Source organism: Clostridium sp. FP1 (assembly GCF_011065975.2).
In the GTDB taxonomy this organism is placed as follows: Bacteria; Bacillota; Clostridia; order Clostridiales; family Clostridiaceae; genus Clostridium_AD; species Clostridium_AD tagluense.
Genome location: NZ_JAAMNJ020000001.1, coordinates 823,225 through 839,076 on the forward strand (window position 1 = coordinate 823,225; position 15,852 = coordinate 839,076).

General features: G+C 31.1%; 13 protein-coding genes. 10 read left to right on the forward strand and 3 right to left on the reverse strand.

From position 1 onward, the window contains the following. Positions 1-93 precede the first annotated feature (93 nt). The 7 genes from G9F70_RS04180 to pssA all read left to right on the forward strand — a co-directional run bounded on the left by G9F70_RS04180 (position 94) and on the right by pssA (position 8,378). On the forward strand, positions 94-528 hold the full coding sequence (locus tag G9F70_RS04180; protein WP_164944857.1) for a hydrogenase maturation protease: 435 nt from the start codon (positions 94-96) through the stop codon (positions 526-528). A 129-nt stretch (positions 529-657) separates the two neighbouring features. Next, complete coding sequence (locus G9F70_RS04185) at positions 658-1,896, forward strand: ATP-binding protein (RefSeq protein ID WP_164944856.1); 1,239 nt, start codon at positions 658-660, stop codon at positions 1,894-1,896. A 2-nt stretch (positions 1,897-1,898) separates the two neighbouring features. Further along, positions 1,899-2,774 (forward strand): response regulator, encoded by an 876-nt coding sequence (locus tag G9F70_RS04190; protein ID WP_164944855.1) that lies wholly within the window; start codon positions 1,899-1,901, stop codon positions 2,772-2,774. A gap of 154 nt (positions 2,775-2,928) precedes the next feature. After that, positions 2,929-4,137 (forward strand): sodium/glutamate symporter, encoded by a 1,209-nt coding sequence (gltS, locus tag G9F70_RS04195; protein ID WP_164944854.1) that lies wholly within the window; start codon positions 2,929-2,931, stop codon positions 4,135-4,137. A gap of 191 nt (positions 4,138-4,328) precedes the next feature. Beyond that, the gene (locus tag G9F70_RS04200) at positions 4,329-6,041 is read left to right on the forward strand and encodes a sigma-54 interaction domain-containing protein (protein ID WP_164944853.1); all 1,713 of its coding nucleotides are present in this window, start codon (positions 4,329-4,331) and stop codon (positions 6,039-6,041) included. 388 nt (positions 6,042-6,429) lie between these two features. Then, positions 6,430-7,608: an acetyl-CoA C-acetyltransferase gene (locus tag G9F70_RS04205; RefSeq protein ID WP_164944852.1), complete on the forward strand. Its 1,179-nt coding sequence runs from the start codon at positions 6,430-6,432 to the stop codon at positions 7,606-7,608. A gap of 251 nt (positions 7,609-7,859) precedes the next feature. After that, a complete protein-coding gene (gene pssA, locus G9F70_RS04210) occupies positions 7,860-8,378 on the forward strand; it encodes a CDP-diacylglycerol--serine O-phosphatidyltransferase (protein WP_125000244.1) in 519 nt (172 codons plus the stop codon). A gap of 105 nt (positions 8,379-8,483) precedes the next feature. Here pssA and G9F70_RS04215 read toward each other — a convergent pair whose 3' ends face one another. Continuing rightward, positions 8,484-9,281 (reverse strand): polysaccharide deacetylase family protein, encoded by a 798-nt coding sequence (locus G9F70_RS04215; protein WP_224617413.1) that lies wholly within the window; start codon positions 9,279-9,281, stop codon positions 8,484-8,486. A gap of 352 nt (positions 9,282-9,633) precedes the next feature. Between G9F70_RS04215 and G9F70_RS04220 the strand changes: the two genes are divergently transcribed. From G9F70_RS04220 to hydF, 3 genes are all read left to right on the forward strand, one after another. Continuing rightward, entirely contained in the window at positions 9,634-9,879 is a 246-nt protein-coding gene (locus G9F70_RS04220) for a TM1266 family iron-only hydrogenase system putative regulator (RefSeq protein ID WP_125000247.1), read from the forward strand. 47 nt (positions 9,880-9,926) lie between these two features. Then, positions 9,927-11,342: a [FeFe] hydrogenase H-cluster radical SAM maturase HydG gene (hydG, locus tag G9F70_RS04225; RefSeq protein ID WP_164944851.1), complete on the forward strand. Its 1,416-nt coding sequence runs from the start codon at positions 9,927-9,929 to the stop codon at positions 11,340-11,342. Between the two features lie 588 nt (positions 11,343-11,930). Continuing rightward, positions 11,931-13,136, forward strand: a complete 1,206-nt coding sequence (hydF, locus tag G9F70_RS04230; RefSeq protein ID WP_164944850.1) for a [FeFe] hydrogenase H-cluster maturation GTPase HydF — start codon at positions 11,931-11,933, stop codon at positions 13,134-13,136. Between the two features lie 255 nt (positions 13,137-13,391). Here hydF and G9F70_RS04235 read toward each other — a convergent pair whose 3' ends face one another. Beyond that, on the reverse strand, positions 13,392-14,897 hold the full coding sequence (locus G9F70_RS04235) for an MDR family MFS transporter (RefSeq protein WP_164944849.1): 1,506 nt from the start codon (positions 14,895-14,897) through the stop codon (positions 13,392-13,394). Between the two features lie 19 nt (positions 14,898-14,916). After that, positions 14,917-15,477, reverse strand: a complete 561-nt coding sequence (locus G9F70_RS04240) for a PadR family transcriptional regulator (RefSeq protein WP_164944848.1) — start codon at positions 15,475-15,477, stop codon at positions 14,917-14,919. Positions 15,478-15,852 lie beyond the last annotated feature (375 nt).

The following is a 15,852-nucleotide window of genomic DNA, read 5'->3' on the forward strand; positions in this document are numbered from 1 at the left end:
TTGTTCTTTACTGATTATAAAGTAAATACTACATAATGGAAAGATTTTTTCAGTATATATATATGAGGGATAAATAGGAGGAGTTGAGTTAATATGGGCAAGAAAGTCATTGCTATAGGGAATAGGTTAATGATGGATGATGCAGTAGCGGTAATGATTTTAGAAAAAATTAAAAATGAGTTAGAGGATAAAAATATAGAAACTATTGTAGGGGAAACAGATGTGGACTTTTGCTTTTCAAAATTAAACCAACAAGATATATTCTATATTATAGATTCAACATATTATGGGAATGTTCCAGGTACGGTAACTTTTAAAAAATTAAAAGATATTAAAAATACTAGCGGCTACTGTAGGTCTATTCATTCTTTAGGTTTAATGGAACTAGTAAATATTTATAAGATGGATATTAAGGGTTATTTTATAGGAATAGAAATTGCTAATATAGATATAAATATTGGACTAAGTCATATGCTGCAAGGAGAAATAGATTATATATCTAGGGACATATTGAACTTTATAATATAAGTTTTTTATGATTCCCAAATAGACTAGCCCACGACTTGTTATTTATTTGAATGTGCATTATGATTAATATGAGGATTTTTACAAAAGCTATAGGCAAGATAAATAATATTTATTTTTTTGGAGGGTTAGATGTCAAAAATAAACAAATATATTATAGTATCATTAATTGTATCCCTATTTGGGGAGATATATTTTTATCCATTTGAAAGCGGACTGAAATTTTCCGCAGGAGTAATTACTTTTAATTTATGCGTACTTATGATGGAGGATATGTCAGAAGTAACAATGGGAATTTTATGTGGCCTCGGGGTATTTATGACAAGAAATATTTTTGGTGTATTACTTTTACACCATGATATTATAGATACATTAGTTTTAAATTTTCCATCACTTTTATATTATTTAATCTATGGAGTTCTTCTTAAGATTACTAAAGTTAGGAAATATAAAAACAGTATAGTTAACACAATTTTTATATTGGCATTAGCCGATTCCTTTTGTAATATAGGTGAAGCCGTTATGAGAAATGGTATTAATGTCTATATTGTAAGAATTATAATTTTTGTAGGATTTATAAGAGGATCTATAACTTATCTGGCTTACCTTACTTATAATAAACAAAAATTATTTATTTTGAATAGTGAACATCAGAAAAGATACACTGAGTTAAATTTGTTAATTTCAAATATACAGGCAGAGATGTTTTATTTAAAGAAGTCTATGAAGGATATTGAAAAGGTAATGTCAAAAAGTTATAGTTTATATGAAACCTATAAGAATAATGAATATTTAAGAGAAAAAACTTTGGACATTGCTAGAGAGGTACATGAGATAAAAAAAGATTATTATAGAGTTTTAAAGGGATTTGAAGCACTTATAGATAATTTTGAAAATGAAGATGAAATGACACTTTCCAATATTTTTACTATAATTAAAGATAACACTAGTAGATATATAAAAGAAAGCAATAAAGAAATAGAATTATCATTCCATTTTGAAAAAGATTTTACGGTTAAGGATCATTGTAATTTATTTGTTATACTTAATAATCTAATTGTAAATAGTATAGATGACTGTGAAAATAGTGATTTCATTAAAATATCTGAAAAAGAGGATGAAGATAATATATACTTTGAGGTAACTGATACGGGAAAAGGGATTGATGAAGATATTTTTCCTTATATTTTTAATGCAGGTTTTACTACTAAGTATGATGATATAACAGGAGAAGCTTCTACGGGCATAGGACTTTCACATGTAAAGAATATTATTGATAATTTAGGTGGATATATAGAAGTAAAATCAGAAGCAAAGCTAGGTACTACTATTATATTAAAAATACCTAAAAACTCACTGAATGGAGGATAATTATGGAAACGACTTTTTTGATTGTTGATGATGATATTAGCATTAGAAAAATGCTAGGACTTCTCATAAAAAAAAATAACCTTGGAAAAGTTATATGTGAAATAGACAGTGGCAAGGATGCTGTGCAAGAGATTCTATTCTATAATCCGGATATAGTACTTATTGATCTTTTGTTACCTATAGTGGATGGAATTGAAATAATGAAAGCTAGCAAGAAACAAGGATATAAGGGCAAGTTTATTATGATATCACAGGTTGAAGATGAATCTGTGGTATCAAAAGCATATGAAAATGGAATAATTTTTTTTATAAGCAAACCTATAAACAGTATAGAGGTTATTAATGTTATAAAAGGCATATGTCATAATATTGAGTTAGAACATTCACTAGCCCTTATAAAGAGCGCAGTATTAAACTTAAATAGTGATAAAAATGTAACAAGAGAATTATTTATAGATGATGGAATAACTAATATTTTCGCTGATATAGGTATCGCTGGTGCCGTAGGAAGTAATGAGTTAATAAAAATCATACATAAAATAATGGACTTTAAAAAAAGGAATCCAAACTCCACCTATAAGCTACAAAAAATATACTATGAAATCATACAGGAAGAACATGTGGATGGAAATCTAAATGCAAATAAAAGAGCTTTAGAACAAAGGGTTAGAAGAACTATTCAAAAGGCTTTAGAGACTATATCAGAGTTAGGCTCTGATGACTACAGTAGTAGTGTTTTTATGGAATATAGCACTTTATTATTTGACTTTAAACAAGTAAGGCAGGAAATGAGACATATAAACAATGATTTAGAGGAACCTGGAAAAATAAATACAAAAAAATTCATTGAAAGTATTATTACTAAATTAGGATCTTAATGATTTTAGTAATATAGCTTGAATTCACAATAAATGGTATGAATAGTTTGAAAATTTAATTTTAAGCTGTAGTATCTTGTAGTATTCCGTTGTTATTTGTATAAGCCCCTTACAATATATTATAATGTAGGAAAATTATAAGGAGGCATAACAAATGGCTTTTAAATTAGACATGATTCAAGCGGTAGCATTAGCAGTTGTTGTTCTATTTATAGGACAAAAAATCAAAAATAAATTGGAAGTTTTAGATAAATACTGTATACCAGCACCTGTAATTGGAGGATTAATTTTTGCAATAATTACTTTAATACTAAAATTAAGTAACATATTGATTTTTGATATGGACATAACACTTCAAAAGGTATTTATGACCGCCTTCTTTACAACTATTGGGTATACTGCAAGTCTTAAATTACTTAAAAAAGGTGGAAAAGGAGTTTTTATTTTTTTAGGAATATCCATATTACTTTGTGTTCTTCAAGACTTTACAGGAGTCGCACTTGCTAAGATGTTCGGTTTAAATCCACTTATAGGCCTTTCTACAGCTTCTGTTCCTATGGTTGGTGGACATGGAACATCAGGTGCCTTTGGTCCAGTATTCGAAAAAGCAGGAGCAGTAGGGGCCACCACAGTAGCAATGGCATCAGCAACTTTTGGTTTAATTATGGGCAGTATCATTGGAGGACCTTTAGGAAAAAGACTAATTGAAAAAAATAATCTTTCATATCCTATGAAAATGATTAATTCACATGATTACAAAGAGGCAGCTGTAACAAAAGAAAACACTGAAAAACAGTTAAACCCTGACAATTTTATGGGTGCTACGTCTCAGATTTTTTTAGCCATGGGAATAGGTACAATTATATCTTTTTTACTAGAAAAAACAGGCAGGACTTTCCCACCATACATAGGTGCTATGTTTGCAGCTGCAATACTTCGAAATATATCTGATTCTACAAATTTATATAAGGTCTATGAAGATGAAATCGATATCATAGGAGGAGTTTCATTATCATTATTCTTATCTATGGCGCTTATGGGACTAAAACTATGGCAATTAGCAGATTTAGCAATGCCACTAATAGTAATGTTATTAGCTCAGACGATTTTAATGGGATGTTTTGCATATTTTGTAACTTTCAATTTAATGGGGAGAGATTATGATGCAGCTGTAATGGCTTCTGGTAATTGTGGATTTGGCATGGGTGCTACACCAAACGCAATGGCCAACATGGGAGCTATGACAGCGAAATATGGTCATGCTCCAAGGGCGTTTTTTATTGTGCCACTGGTGGGAAGTTTATTTATAGATTTCTGTAATACTGGAGTTATTACAATGTTTATTGAGGTTTTTGGGAAATAATAAGCATGTGCATTTTACGAAATAGTTAAAAGTATAAGTAATAATAAAAAAGTCAAAAATAGCGAGAAAATATCTCGCTATTTTTATTCTAAGGCATAAATGGAGTCTTTGTAAAGGATTTTAAACTTATGGCTTGATAAAAAAAAGTATGAACTTTATAATTAGGGCATAAGCTTTAAGGAAGGTGACAAATGGATATAATTAATGATTACTATAATGAAGTTATATGCAGTATTAATGAAGGGGTTATTGTTATAGACAATAAAGGCATCATAAAAATCATTAATAAAGCTGCTGAAAAAATGTTAAGGGTTAATGCAGAAGATAGCATAGAAAAAAATATATTAGATATATTTCCACATAGTGAATTATTAAAGGTATTTGAAAAGGGAGAAACGCAAGGAAATATAAAAGAGGGAAAGTTTATTGTAACCCGCAGCGCAATAACTGTTAAGGGTGAAGTTATAGGTGCACTCCAAATATTTAGTGAAGAAAAAGGAGATAATCTATTTGTAAACCTGCGAGATGATGGTGACGATTCCGAAAGCATTTTAAATACAATTATTAATACTGTAAATGAGTGTGTAGTTGTAGTAGATAAAAATGGAATAATAACTATGATGAGCAATGCATATAAAGAACTTATTAATTGTAAAAATCCAGAGGGAAAGCATGTGACTCAGGTTATTGAAAACACAAAATTACATATAGTAGCAAAAACTGGGGAAAAACAATTTGGAGAACTTCAAGAGGCTAATGGGCATAAAATGATTTCTATGAGAGTTCCTATAAAAGAACATGGTAAAGTTGTAGGGGCCATTGGAAAAGTAATGTTTAAGGATTTGAGCAATTTCAAAATATTGAGTAATAAACTGTGGAATTTGGAAAAAGAAGTTGAATACTATAAAAATGAGTTATGCGGGGATGGAAAAGCAATATATACTTTTAAGAATATTATAGGACATAGTGCTAAGAGCCGTGAGGTAATGAAAATGGCCAAAAGAGTAGCTAAAATAGAGTCAAACGTTTTAATTACTGGTGAGAGTGGAACTGGTAAAGAACTTTTTGCTCATTCTATTCATAATGCCAGTAGAAGGTGTTTAAAACCTTTTGTAAAAATCAATTGTGGAGCTATCCCAGCAGAGCTTTTTGAGTCAGAAATGTTTGGATATGAAGAAGGAGCTTTTACTGGCGCTAAAAGATCAGGTAAGAAAGGTAAGTTTGAACACGCAAATGGAGGCACCATTTTATTAGATGAAATTGGTGATATGCCTATGAATATGCAAGTTAAACTTTTAAGGGTTATTCAAGAAAAAGAGTTAGTCAGGGTTGGTGGAAATGATGTTATAAAAGTTGATGTACGTATTATTGCCTCTACTAATAAGTCACTAGAAGGGTTAATAAAAGATGGAAAGTTTAGAGAAGATCTGTATTACAGATTGGATGTTATGCATTTGAAATTACCTTCCTTAAGAGAAAGGACGGAAGATATTGAAGAATTATCAAATGAACTTCGAAAAAAAATAAGTAAAAAATATGGGGTTTATTCCGAAGGTATTTCTAGCGAGGCCATTGATTATTTAAAATCTTATAGTTGGCCTGGAAATATAAGGCAACTTGAAAACGTAATAGAAAGATCTATAAACTTGCTTGATGCAGAGCTTTGTATAATGCCAAGGCATTTGCCAGAAAAGATAATTAAAAATAATATAAAAAAATATTCATTAGAAAATAATTATTTGAAAGATGTTGTTGAAACTATTGAAAAGGATCTTATTATGGAGTGTATAGAAAAAACAGGTGGAAATAAAAGAGAAACAGCGAAAAGATTAGGGCTTAGTAGAGCTGGATTATACAAAAAATTAAACCGGTATAATTTAATGGAAATAGCCAATCTACAATAGTACACATGTAAACTTTGTGTACATGTGTTATTTAATATGAATGATAGTTATAGTGTATTAGGCAAGAATTATATGAAAAACTAAATGTATACATATATGAAGTATTGAAAATACTTTTGGCGTTTTTTTTAACAATAAAGTTATAATATTAACAAACTTGAAGCGTGAGAATTAGGGGGACTTTAAGTGTAAACTAAGTTTACACTTAAAGTTATAAGTTGTGTTATAATAAAAAAAGACGTTGATATAGTGTGATGTAGAAGAATTTCTTAACTTGGCATGAAAAATGCTGTGTAAGTATACATAGGAAAAAAAGCTAAAGCAAATGATAAATTCCTATTATATTGTAATAAGCTATTAGTGGAATAAATAAATGGAGGTTATATATATGAGAGACGTAGTAATTGTGTCAGCAGTGAGAACAGCAGTAGGAAGTTTTGGTGGAGCATTATCAAAATTGTCAGCTGTAGAAATAGGAACTATTGCAGCTAAAGAGGCTATAAAAAGATCAGGTGTTAAACCAGAACTAATACAGGAAGCTGTTATTGGTAATGTAATACAAGCGGGACTTGGACAAAATGTTGCAAGACAAATAGCTATATACGCGGGGATGTCTGAAGAATCTTCAGCTCTTACAATAAATAAAATATGTGGTTCAGGACTAAGAGCTGTAAGCATGGCAGCACAATTTATAATGTGTGGAGACGCAGATATAGTACTAGCAGGTGGAACAGAAAGCATGAGTAATGCTCCATATGCACTTCCAAACAATAGATGGGGTGCAAGAATGGGAGATGGAAAAATAGTTGATACTATGATTAATGATTCTCTTTGGGATGCATTTAATAACTATCATATGGGCGTTACTGCAGAAAATATCGCAGAGAAATGGAATATAACAAGAGAAGCGCAAGATCAATTTTCTTTAAAAAGTCAATTGAAAGCTGAAAAAGCTATAAAAGAAGGCAAATTTAAAGATGAGATTGTTCCAGTTTCAATCCCTCAAAGAAAAGGTGACCCAATAATATTTGATACAGATGAATTTCCAAAAGCTGGTTCAACTATAGAAAAACTAAGAAAATTAAAACCTGCCTTTAAAAAAGACGGTACTGTAACAGCTGGTAATGCATCAGGAATAAACGATGGTGCAGCTATGTTTATAGTAATGTCAAAGGCAAAGGCGGAGGAACTAGGCGTTAAACCTTTAGTTACAATAAAAGCTTATGCATCAGGTGGGGTAGATCCAAAAATAATGGGATATGGACCAGTTCCTGCATCTAGAAAAGCATTAGAAAAAGCAGGAATGACTGTAGCGGATTTAGATTTAATAGAAGCTAACGAAGCATTTGCTGCTCAATCATTAGCTGTAGCTAAAGATTTAGGATTTAATACAGAAATAGTAAATGTTAATGGTGGAGCAATAGCATTAGGTCACCCAGTAGGGGCTTCAGGAGCAAGAATACTTGTTACATTAATACATGAAATGATAAAAAGAGATTCTAAAACTGGACTTGCTACCTTATGCATAGGTGGAGGTCAAGGAACGGCCATTATTGTTCAAAGATAAATTAAATGAAAGACCAGTAAAAAAATACTGGTCTTTTTTATTTGCAAGAAAACCATGTAATTATTTATTAATCTTTCTGAAATTAATTAAAAGAGAGGTTGAATATTTACATATTATCAAAAATTAATTTGATTTTTTTATGGTAAATTAGGAATAAAAAAAATTTAAGATGGATTTAATAATAATGTGGCATAATAGTAAAGAATAACTGGAACTATTATGGTATAATTATAATTATAGGAGTGATATAGATGGTTAAAATAAAAAATGCGCTTCCAAACATTTTCACATTAAGCAATATGTCTTGTGGAATTATGTCTATACTTATGAGCTTTGAGAGCAATTATAAATTAGCAGCACTATTTATTCTTTTAGCAGGAATATTTGATAGATACGATGGAAGAATAGCTCGGTTTTTAAAAGTAGATAATGATTTAGGCAAAGAGTTAGATTCATTATGTGATTTAATATCTTTTGGTGTAGCACCTTCCATATTAATATTTAATATTTATAATTTTGTGGAGCTAGGGTATATTGGATATTTAATGGTTTTAGTTTTTCCAGTAGCAGGAGCTTATAGATTAGCAAAATATAATATTACAGATTTTGATGGAGTTTTTTCAGGGATTCCTATCACCATTACAGGCACATTTTTGGCGCTGTATGCACTATTTGTGTTTAATCGACCTCTAAATTTAGGACCTACTATTTTTTTAATGATTGTATTATCTTATTTGATGGTAAGTAAATTTAAATTTAAAAAAATGTAATAGTATAATAAGACATAAGTTTAAATAATATTGTAATGGAATTTTAATAAAATATATTTTAAAATGCAATTATTGTAGTTGCCTCACCTTATGGTGAGGCTTTTTTTAATTTTTAAATCTGTAGTAATATTCAGGTGTATCTTCAGTAATAGCTTTAAATTCATAGCCTAAATCTTTATAATATTTTATGATTTTAGGTAGAGCGGCTACAGTGTTTTTATTATTGAAATTGCAATGCATTAGAATTATGGCTGCATCTTTATTGCCTTTAATTATTTTTGAGTTGCAAATAAGCTGGTCCACGCTTAAATTAGGGTTTATACCATCATATATATTAACATTCCAATCGTACACTTTAAAATTGTTTTTATGAAGAGCATCTAAAGAAAGAGCATTTAAGCGCTTAGAACTACCACCAGGAAATCTAATAATCTTAGGAGCAAAACCTGTAACCTCTTGTATTTTATTGGAGGTTTTTGTCATTTCATCAATAAAACCCTCCGTGCTTCTATATATTTTTTTAAAATTATGACTGTAGGTGTGAAGACCTATACCGTGACCTTCATTATATATTCTCTTAAGAATTGACTCCTTTCCTTCAATTTCTTTACCTACCACAAAAAAAGTAGCTTTTACATTTTGTTTTTTTAATACATCTAATAGTGCAGGTGTAACAATATAAGTAGGGCCATCATCAAAAGTTAAATAAGCAATTTTTGAAGGGTTTATATCAGCGGAGTCTTTACAAAATAAATTTAAAGATATAAATGCTGGGCTATTTTTTACTATATTATTTTTGCCAGCACTGTTAGTTAAAAATAATAGAATAATAGGAGTAATAAAAAAAAGAAGAATATATCGTTTTCTAAGAGTCATATTATCGCCTACCTTTAATTTTTTCATAATTAGTTTACCCAAAGAAATGTATATTAAAGCAGCATATTTTTAATTGATAAATCATTGATAAATGATTGACAGTCAATACTAAAATTTTGTATAATTACCTTGTTCCGTATAGAAAGAATTTTCTGACTGTATGGAAAACAAACTAATTAATCAGAACTTTAGGTGATGATTAATTATTATAAATTCGAACCTAATTGTTAAGAGTTTATCTAAGCAAAAGGAGGGTAAAAGTATTAAATATTAATAGGTATACTTTGACCTTTTACATTTTGTAGAAGGTTTTATTATTTGGCGGAAATTTTGGATACCTTGTGCTAAAAAAACATGGCATAAAGAATAGAGGGATAATATGGAAAAAAGAATTGGCGTTGTAGGAATTATAATAGAAGAATTTACTAATGCTACTTTTGTTAACGACATACTGCACGATTTTGGGGATTTAATTGTAGGAAGAATTGGAGTGCCTTACAAGGATAGAGGAATATTTGTAATTTCTATAATTGTAGATGGAACCATGGACGAAATAAGTGCAATGACAGGTAAGATTGGAAAGATTCCAGGGGTAAATGTTAAAGCTGCAATAACTAAGCAATAGAGAAAAAATATAGTAGAAAAAATAAAAAATATTGGAGGAATTTAAAAATGAAAGAATATAAAGCTGAGGATTTTATCATTGATTCTGAAATAAATGAGTCTATAGAATACGGAAAGAAAATGGCTGAGGATAAAGCTTTTGTAGTGGAACTTTTAAACAAAGCTAAAACCTGCGTTGGGCTTACTCATAGAGAAGCTTCTGTGCTTTTGAATATAGAAGATACCGAATTATTACAAGAAATATTTAAAAGCGCTAAAGAAATTAAAGAAAAAATATATGGCAAAAGGATAGTAATTTTCGCACCATTATATGTAAGCAGTTTTTGCATAAATAACTGTCAGTATTGTGGGTATAAGCATTCAAATGATAGTATTTCAAGAAAAAAACTTAATATGGAAGAGCTAAAAGAAGAAGTGAAAATTTTAGAAAGTTTAGGGCATAAAAGATTAGCCCTTGAAGTGGGAGAAGATCCTGTTAATACACCAATTGAATACGTACTTGAATGCATAAAAAACATATATTCAATAAAATTTGAAAATGGAAGTATAAGAAGAATAAATGTAAATATTGCTGCTACGACCGTTGAAGAATATCAAATGCTTAAAGAGGCAGAGATAGGAACTTATATATTGTTCCAAGAAACCTACCATAAAGAAACCTATGAAAGATTCCATCCAAAGGGACCGAAGCATAATTATAATTATCATACAACAGCAATGGACAGGGCAAAGCAGGCAGGCATAGACGACATAGGTATTGGAGTGTTATATGGTTTATATGAATATAAATACGATACAATAGCAATGCTAATGCATGCAGAGCATTTAGAAGAGTCTACAGGTGTAGGACCTCATACTGTGTCAGTACCAAGATTAAGACCCGCAGAAAATGTAAGTCTTAAAGATTATCCATATTTAGTAACAGATGAGCAGTTTAAAAAATTAGTTGCAGTGTTAAGACTTGCCGTTCCTTATGCAGGAATGCTTTTATCTACAAGAGAAGATGTAAAATTTAGAGAAGAAGTTTTAGCCTTAGGTGTATCTCAAGTTAGTGCAGGTTCTTGTACTGGAGTTGGTGGATATGCTGATGAATATAGCGGTCATAAAAGTGAAGAAAAACCACAATTTGAGATTGGAGACCATAGATCGCCAAAAGAAATCATAAAAAGCTTATGTGAAAGTGGGTATATTCCAAGTTATTGTACTGCTTGCTATAGAGAAGGAAGAACTGGTGACAGATTCATGAGACTTGCAAAAAATGGACAGATCCATAATGTATGTCAGCCCAACGCTCTTCTAACATTAAAGGAATTTATGTTGGATTATGGTGATGAAAATATTAATAAAATAGTAGAAGAAACTATAAGAAAAGGACTTGAAGAGATACCAAATGAAAAATCAAGAGAGGCAACGAAGGAGAAACTAGATAGAATAGAAAAAGGGGAGAGAGATTTAAGATTTTAGTAGACATAGGGTTAAAAAAGTATGAAGTTTATCCTACGTGATTTGCAATAAGAACTGTAAACGTGAAATTTGATTAAGAAATTCTAATTTTTTGCGAATATAAAACTTTCTAGCGCTCACACTCGGCATCCTGCCTCGGGTTCGCTAGCCTGACTTCCTGTCAGGCTTACGAAAGTTTTACATTCGCAAAAGAAGAATTTCTAAATCAAATTTCAATGTTTATGCGTTACTTATTGCAAATCACTACGGATAAACTTCATACTTAGTATCATTTAATATCTATCGCAATTTAAGTATCTTTGGAAGTAATAGGAATAGAGACATAGAAACATAGAAATAATATTAGAAGTACTTGTAGGGTTTTAAAATAAAAGTTGTGGATAGTTCTTAAGATTGAGATTAAAGTGTGTAGAAAATACGCGCTCATCATTTGTGGATAATATTTTGTGTGAGTAGATTTATTTTCTTGCAGTGGAGGGGAATATAAAAGCCTAGTGGCTAAGGACGTGGAATAATAAATGGTTGTGTAATTTCACTTTTATGACTATTTTTTTAGAAGATGCATATAGAACAAGGGAGGTATAGAGGATGCAACAAACACCGAATGCTAATAGGCTTCATATAGCTATATTTGGAAAAAGAAATGTGGGTAAGTCAAGTTTAATTAATGCACTTACGGCGCAAGATATTGCTTTAGTATCGGATTTAGCAGGGACTACTACAGACCCTGTATATAAGGCTATGGAGCTACTTCCAATAGGGCCTGTTGTGATTATAGATACTGCAGGACTTGATGACACAGGCGAAATTGGAGAGCTTCGAATAAAGAAGACTAAAGAAGTTATGGATAAAACGGATTTGGCTCTTTTGGTTATAGATGGGGATGTGGGAGGTTTAACTTTTGAGAGCGAATGGTATGAAGATTTAAAAGGAAGAAAAATTCCCGTAGTTGGAGTTATTAATAAAGTTGATAAAGGCGATGTGGAATTAGATAAGATTCAAAAGGTTATAAATATAGATTTTGTTAAGGTTAGCGCTAAGGATAAAGTGGATATTGATGAGCTAAAAAAAGCTATTATGAAGTTGGCCCCAGAAGATTTCGAGAAGGGCACAATTGTTGGTGACATAGTAAAACCAAAGGCAAGAGTATTGGTTGTAGCACCACAAGATATTCAAGCACCAAAAGGGAGATTAATACTTCCACAGGTTCAAATAATAAGGGATCTTCTTGATAATGATGCAATGGCACTGGTGGTAAAGGATAGTGAACTTGAGGATGTTTTAGCCTCGCTAAAGGATAAACCAGATTTAGTAATTACGGATTCACAGGTATTTAAGAAAGTTAATTCTATAATACCAAAGGATGTACCACTTACTTCATTCTCTATACTTATGGCTAGGTATAAAGGCGATTTAAACAGTTTAGTTAAAGGTGCAAGGGCTATAGATACTTTAAAACCAGGAGATAAGGTTCTTATAGCGGAAGCCTGCACTCACCATCCCCTAGAAGGAGATATAGGACGCGAAAAACTTCCTATATGGCTTCAGGAAAAAGTAGGTGGGAAGTTAGATATAACAGTCTGCGCGGGAAGTTCTTTTCCGGAAGATTTAAGCGAATATAGGCTAATACTTCATTGTGGAGCTTGTATGTTTAATAGACAGCAGTTAATGTCCAGGATTAAAAAGGCTAATTTAGAGGGATTACCTATTACCAATTTTGGTATAGCTATAGCTCATATAAATGGTATTTTAGATAGAGTGCTTAGTGCTTTTGAAGAATATGCTATAAAATAAATTAATATCCACAACTAAGACGGATTAAAGGTTTTAGCTGTGGGTATTTTTTGTTGTTTTTATAATTAGTAATGATTATACCTTAGTGGAGAGAGGGTTGAGAAGAGGTGGCAAAATTACAACATGCACGTGTGAAAGATGAATACACGTAGTCGATTTTTTATATAGGTATAGTCAAATTTTCACTAAGTTTTGAAATTATGTTCCAAAAATTAACAAAAATTCATAAAGATTATTTGGATAGAGATTTTGCGGTTATACAGCTTGTTGTTCGGTATTATTTTTTATAATATCACTGTTTCGCTTTTTATCACTTAAGAAGAATGATATAACTAAACAGAGTACAGCTATTCCTGTAACTACCATAAAGGTTGTATTCATACCTTTCAATGCAGCATCCAACATTCCTGACTTATAATGTTCCATGTTTGTTTTAGCCAGAGCTTTATTTGGAGCATTAGAAGCAGATACATTAGACATTACAGTTATCAATATTGCAGTCCCAAGAGCCCCGGCTACTTGTTTTGCCGTATTAACAACGGCAGATCCATGTGCCAACAGTTTATTAGGCAGCGCATTCATTGCGGCTGTTTGTAATGGCATTATAGCAAGTGCGATTCCAATATATCGAATTGCATATAACACAGTAATTGACATAATGGATGTATTCCTATTCAAATTGACAAAAGGTAAAGTTCCAATAACCAATAGAATAATACCAGGTATAGCTAACTTTTTTACACCATGCTTATCAAATAGACGTCCAGATATAAGCATCATAACTGCCATTATTAATGCACCTGGCAAAAGTACTAAGCCACTAGTAAAAGCTGATTTTCCAAGAATAGATTGAAGGAAAATCGGCACCATAATACCTGCTCCAATGGAAACTATACTTAAAATACTACCTATTATAGTTGTCATTGTGAAGGTTTTTGATTTAAAAACACGCATTTCAAGCATTGGGGTTTCCATTGCAAGCTGGCGCCATACAAATAAAGCAATTACAACTATTCCTATAATTATAGTTCCAATAACGCTAATATCAGACCAGCCTTTATTTCCAGCACTACTAAATCCAAACAACATTGCTCCAAATCCTACTGTTGATAGAATAATAGATAGAAAGTCTATTTTAGGATTTCTTAATGGTATAACATCCTTCATAAAGAAAGCTGTAAAAATTATGTCTAATACTATAATAGGAATTAACATATAGAATAAGTAATGCCAGTTCCATTTATCAATAATCAATCCTGCTAAAGTAGGTCCAATAGCTGGGGCAAAGCATACAACCAACCCATAAAGACCCATTGCTGAACCCCTCTTTTCAGGTGGGAAAATTAAGAGAAGTACAGTACTTATTAAAGGCGCCGTTATTCCTGCTCCAACGGCTTGAATTATTCTTCCTATAAGAAGGACTTCAAAACGTGAGGAGAGGGCACATATAATAGTTCCAATTCCAAACATAAACATAGAAAACATAAATAATTTCTTAGTTGGGATTTTCTCAAGTAACAACACTGTTAGAGGAATCATTATTGCATTAACAAGCATAAATGCCGTTGTTAACCACTGCCCTGTACTTGCGGTTATATTAAAATATTCCATTATCTGCGGTAATGCAGTAGACAGTACTGTCTGGTTTAAGATTGAAACAAATGATCCAATCATCATTGCAATTATAAGCAGCATTCTGCTATACTCTTTTCCATGAATATCTTTATTAACACACTTTTCTTCTAAAACTCTTTCTTTCATTAATTCATCTTCCTTCATTTTAAAAATTTTGATCTAAAAAATTACAATAATTGTTTTTATATACATCTCTAACCCAGTCACACCATTTAAGATCTAATATAGCCTCATTCAAAACCCTTTGAGTCAATATATAAGCACCAAATGGTGGTACAGCTTTGGGATTCTCACAGAATTTGAGTCTGATTTTTTCTATAGAGCTTTTATATTCTTCGATTTTTTTCTTATATCTTGTCTCAAGTTCATTAAGAAGCTTTTCTACTGCTTCAGTATCCATGTATTGAATGCAATATAATTTTAACGTCATTTCATCCCTAACAACGGCATCACTTGTTTCAGAGGTGAACCATTTATGTAAAAACTCCTTACCCTGAACTGTTAAGTTATATATCTTTTTATCAGGCTTACCATCTTGCTTTTTCAATATAAATTCAATGTACTTGTTTTCTTCTAATTCTGAAAGCAAAGGATAGATGGCACTGTGAGTAGAGCGCCAGAATCTATTAATCTTCGACGTTAAGTCATAACCTGTCATTGGTTCAGTTGATAATAGGCTTAGAAGGCCATAAGATAATTTGTTCATAAATATCATCCCCTTATACAATATTACTCCTTCTTCACACCGTTATATGTCATTAGTGATATATGATTATATTTAATATTCTACACTGATTTTATTTATATGTCAATAATGACATATTGATTATTTTGAAAAAATGAAAGGACGATAAGCATTAATTATCATGAGGGTTGTGTAGTAACGATACAGGAATTCCTGTTACGCGGCCTATGATTTACCAATTAAATCACAATTCATTAGTTGCAAAGATTGTAGAGTTATCTCAATTACTTCTTCAATCAAATTAAAAGAATATAATGTATGAAAAAATACTAAAACATATCATCAAAATAGGTAGAAAAATGAGCCACATCATGGAACTATTATCCATGATGTGGC

Coding starts and splice junctions, on each gene's coding strand:
- G9F70_RS04215 (WP_224617413.1), bottom strand. CDS start 9,281: ATGAAAAAATTAAAGGTAGGCGATAATATGACTCTTAGAAAACGATAT.
- G9F70_RS04220 (WP_125000247.1), top strand. CDS start 9,634: ATGGAAAAAAGAATTGGCGTTGTAGGAATTATAATAGAAGAATTTACT.
- G9F70_RS04235 (WP_164944849.1), bottom strand. CDS start 14,897: ATGAAAGAAAGAGTTTTAGAAGAAAAGTGTGTTAATAAAGATATTCAT.
- G9F70_RS04190 (WP_164944855.1), top strand. CDS start 1,899: ATGGAAACGACTTTTTTGATTGTTGATGATGATATTAGCATTAGAAAA.
- G9F70_RS04200 (WP_164944853.1), top strand. CDS start 4,329: ATGGATATAATTAATGATTACTATAATGAAGTTATATGCAGTATTAAT.
- pssA (WP_125000244.1), top strand. CDS start 7,860: ATGGTTAAAATAAAAAATGCGCTTCCAAACATTTTCACATTAAGCAAT.
- gltS (WP_164944854.1), top strand. CDS start 2,929: ATGGCTTTTAAATTAGACATGATTCAAGCGGTAGCATTAGCAGTTGTT.
- G9F70_RS04180 (WP_164944857.1), top strand. CDS start 94: ATGGGCAAGAAAGTCATTGCTATAGGGAATAGGTTAATGATGGATGAT.
- G9F70_RS04240 (WP_164944848.1), bottom strand. CDS start 15,477: ATGAACAAATTATCTTATGGCCTTCTAAGCCTATTATCAACTGAACCA.
- G9F70_RS04185 (WP_164944856.1), top strand. CDS start 658: ATGTCAAAAATAAACAAATATATTATAGTATCATTAATTGTATCCCTA.
- G9F70_RS04205 (WP_164944852.1), top strand. CDS start 6,430: ATGAGAGACGTAGTAATTGTGTCAGCAGTGAGAACAGCAGTAGGAAGT.
- hydG (WP_164944851.1), top strand. CDS start 9,927: ATGAAAGAATATAAAGCTGAGGATTTTATCATTGATTCTGAAATAAAT.
- hydF (WP_164944850.1), top strand. CDS start 11,931: ATGCAACAAACACCGAATGCTAATAGGCTTCATATAGCTATATTTGGA.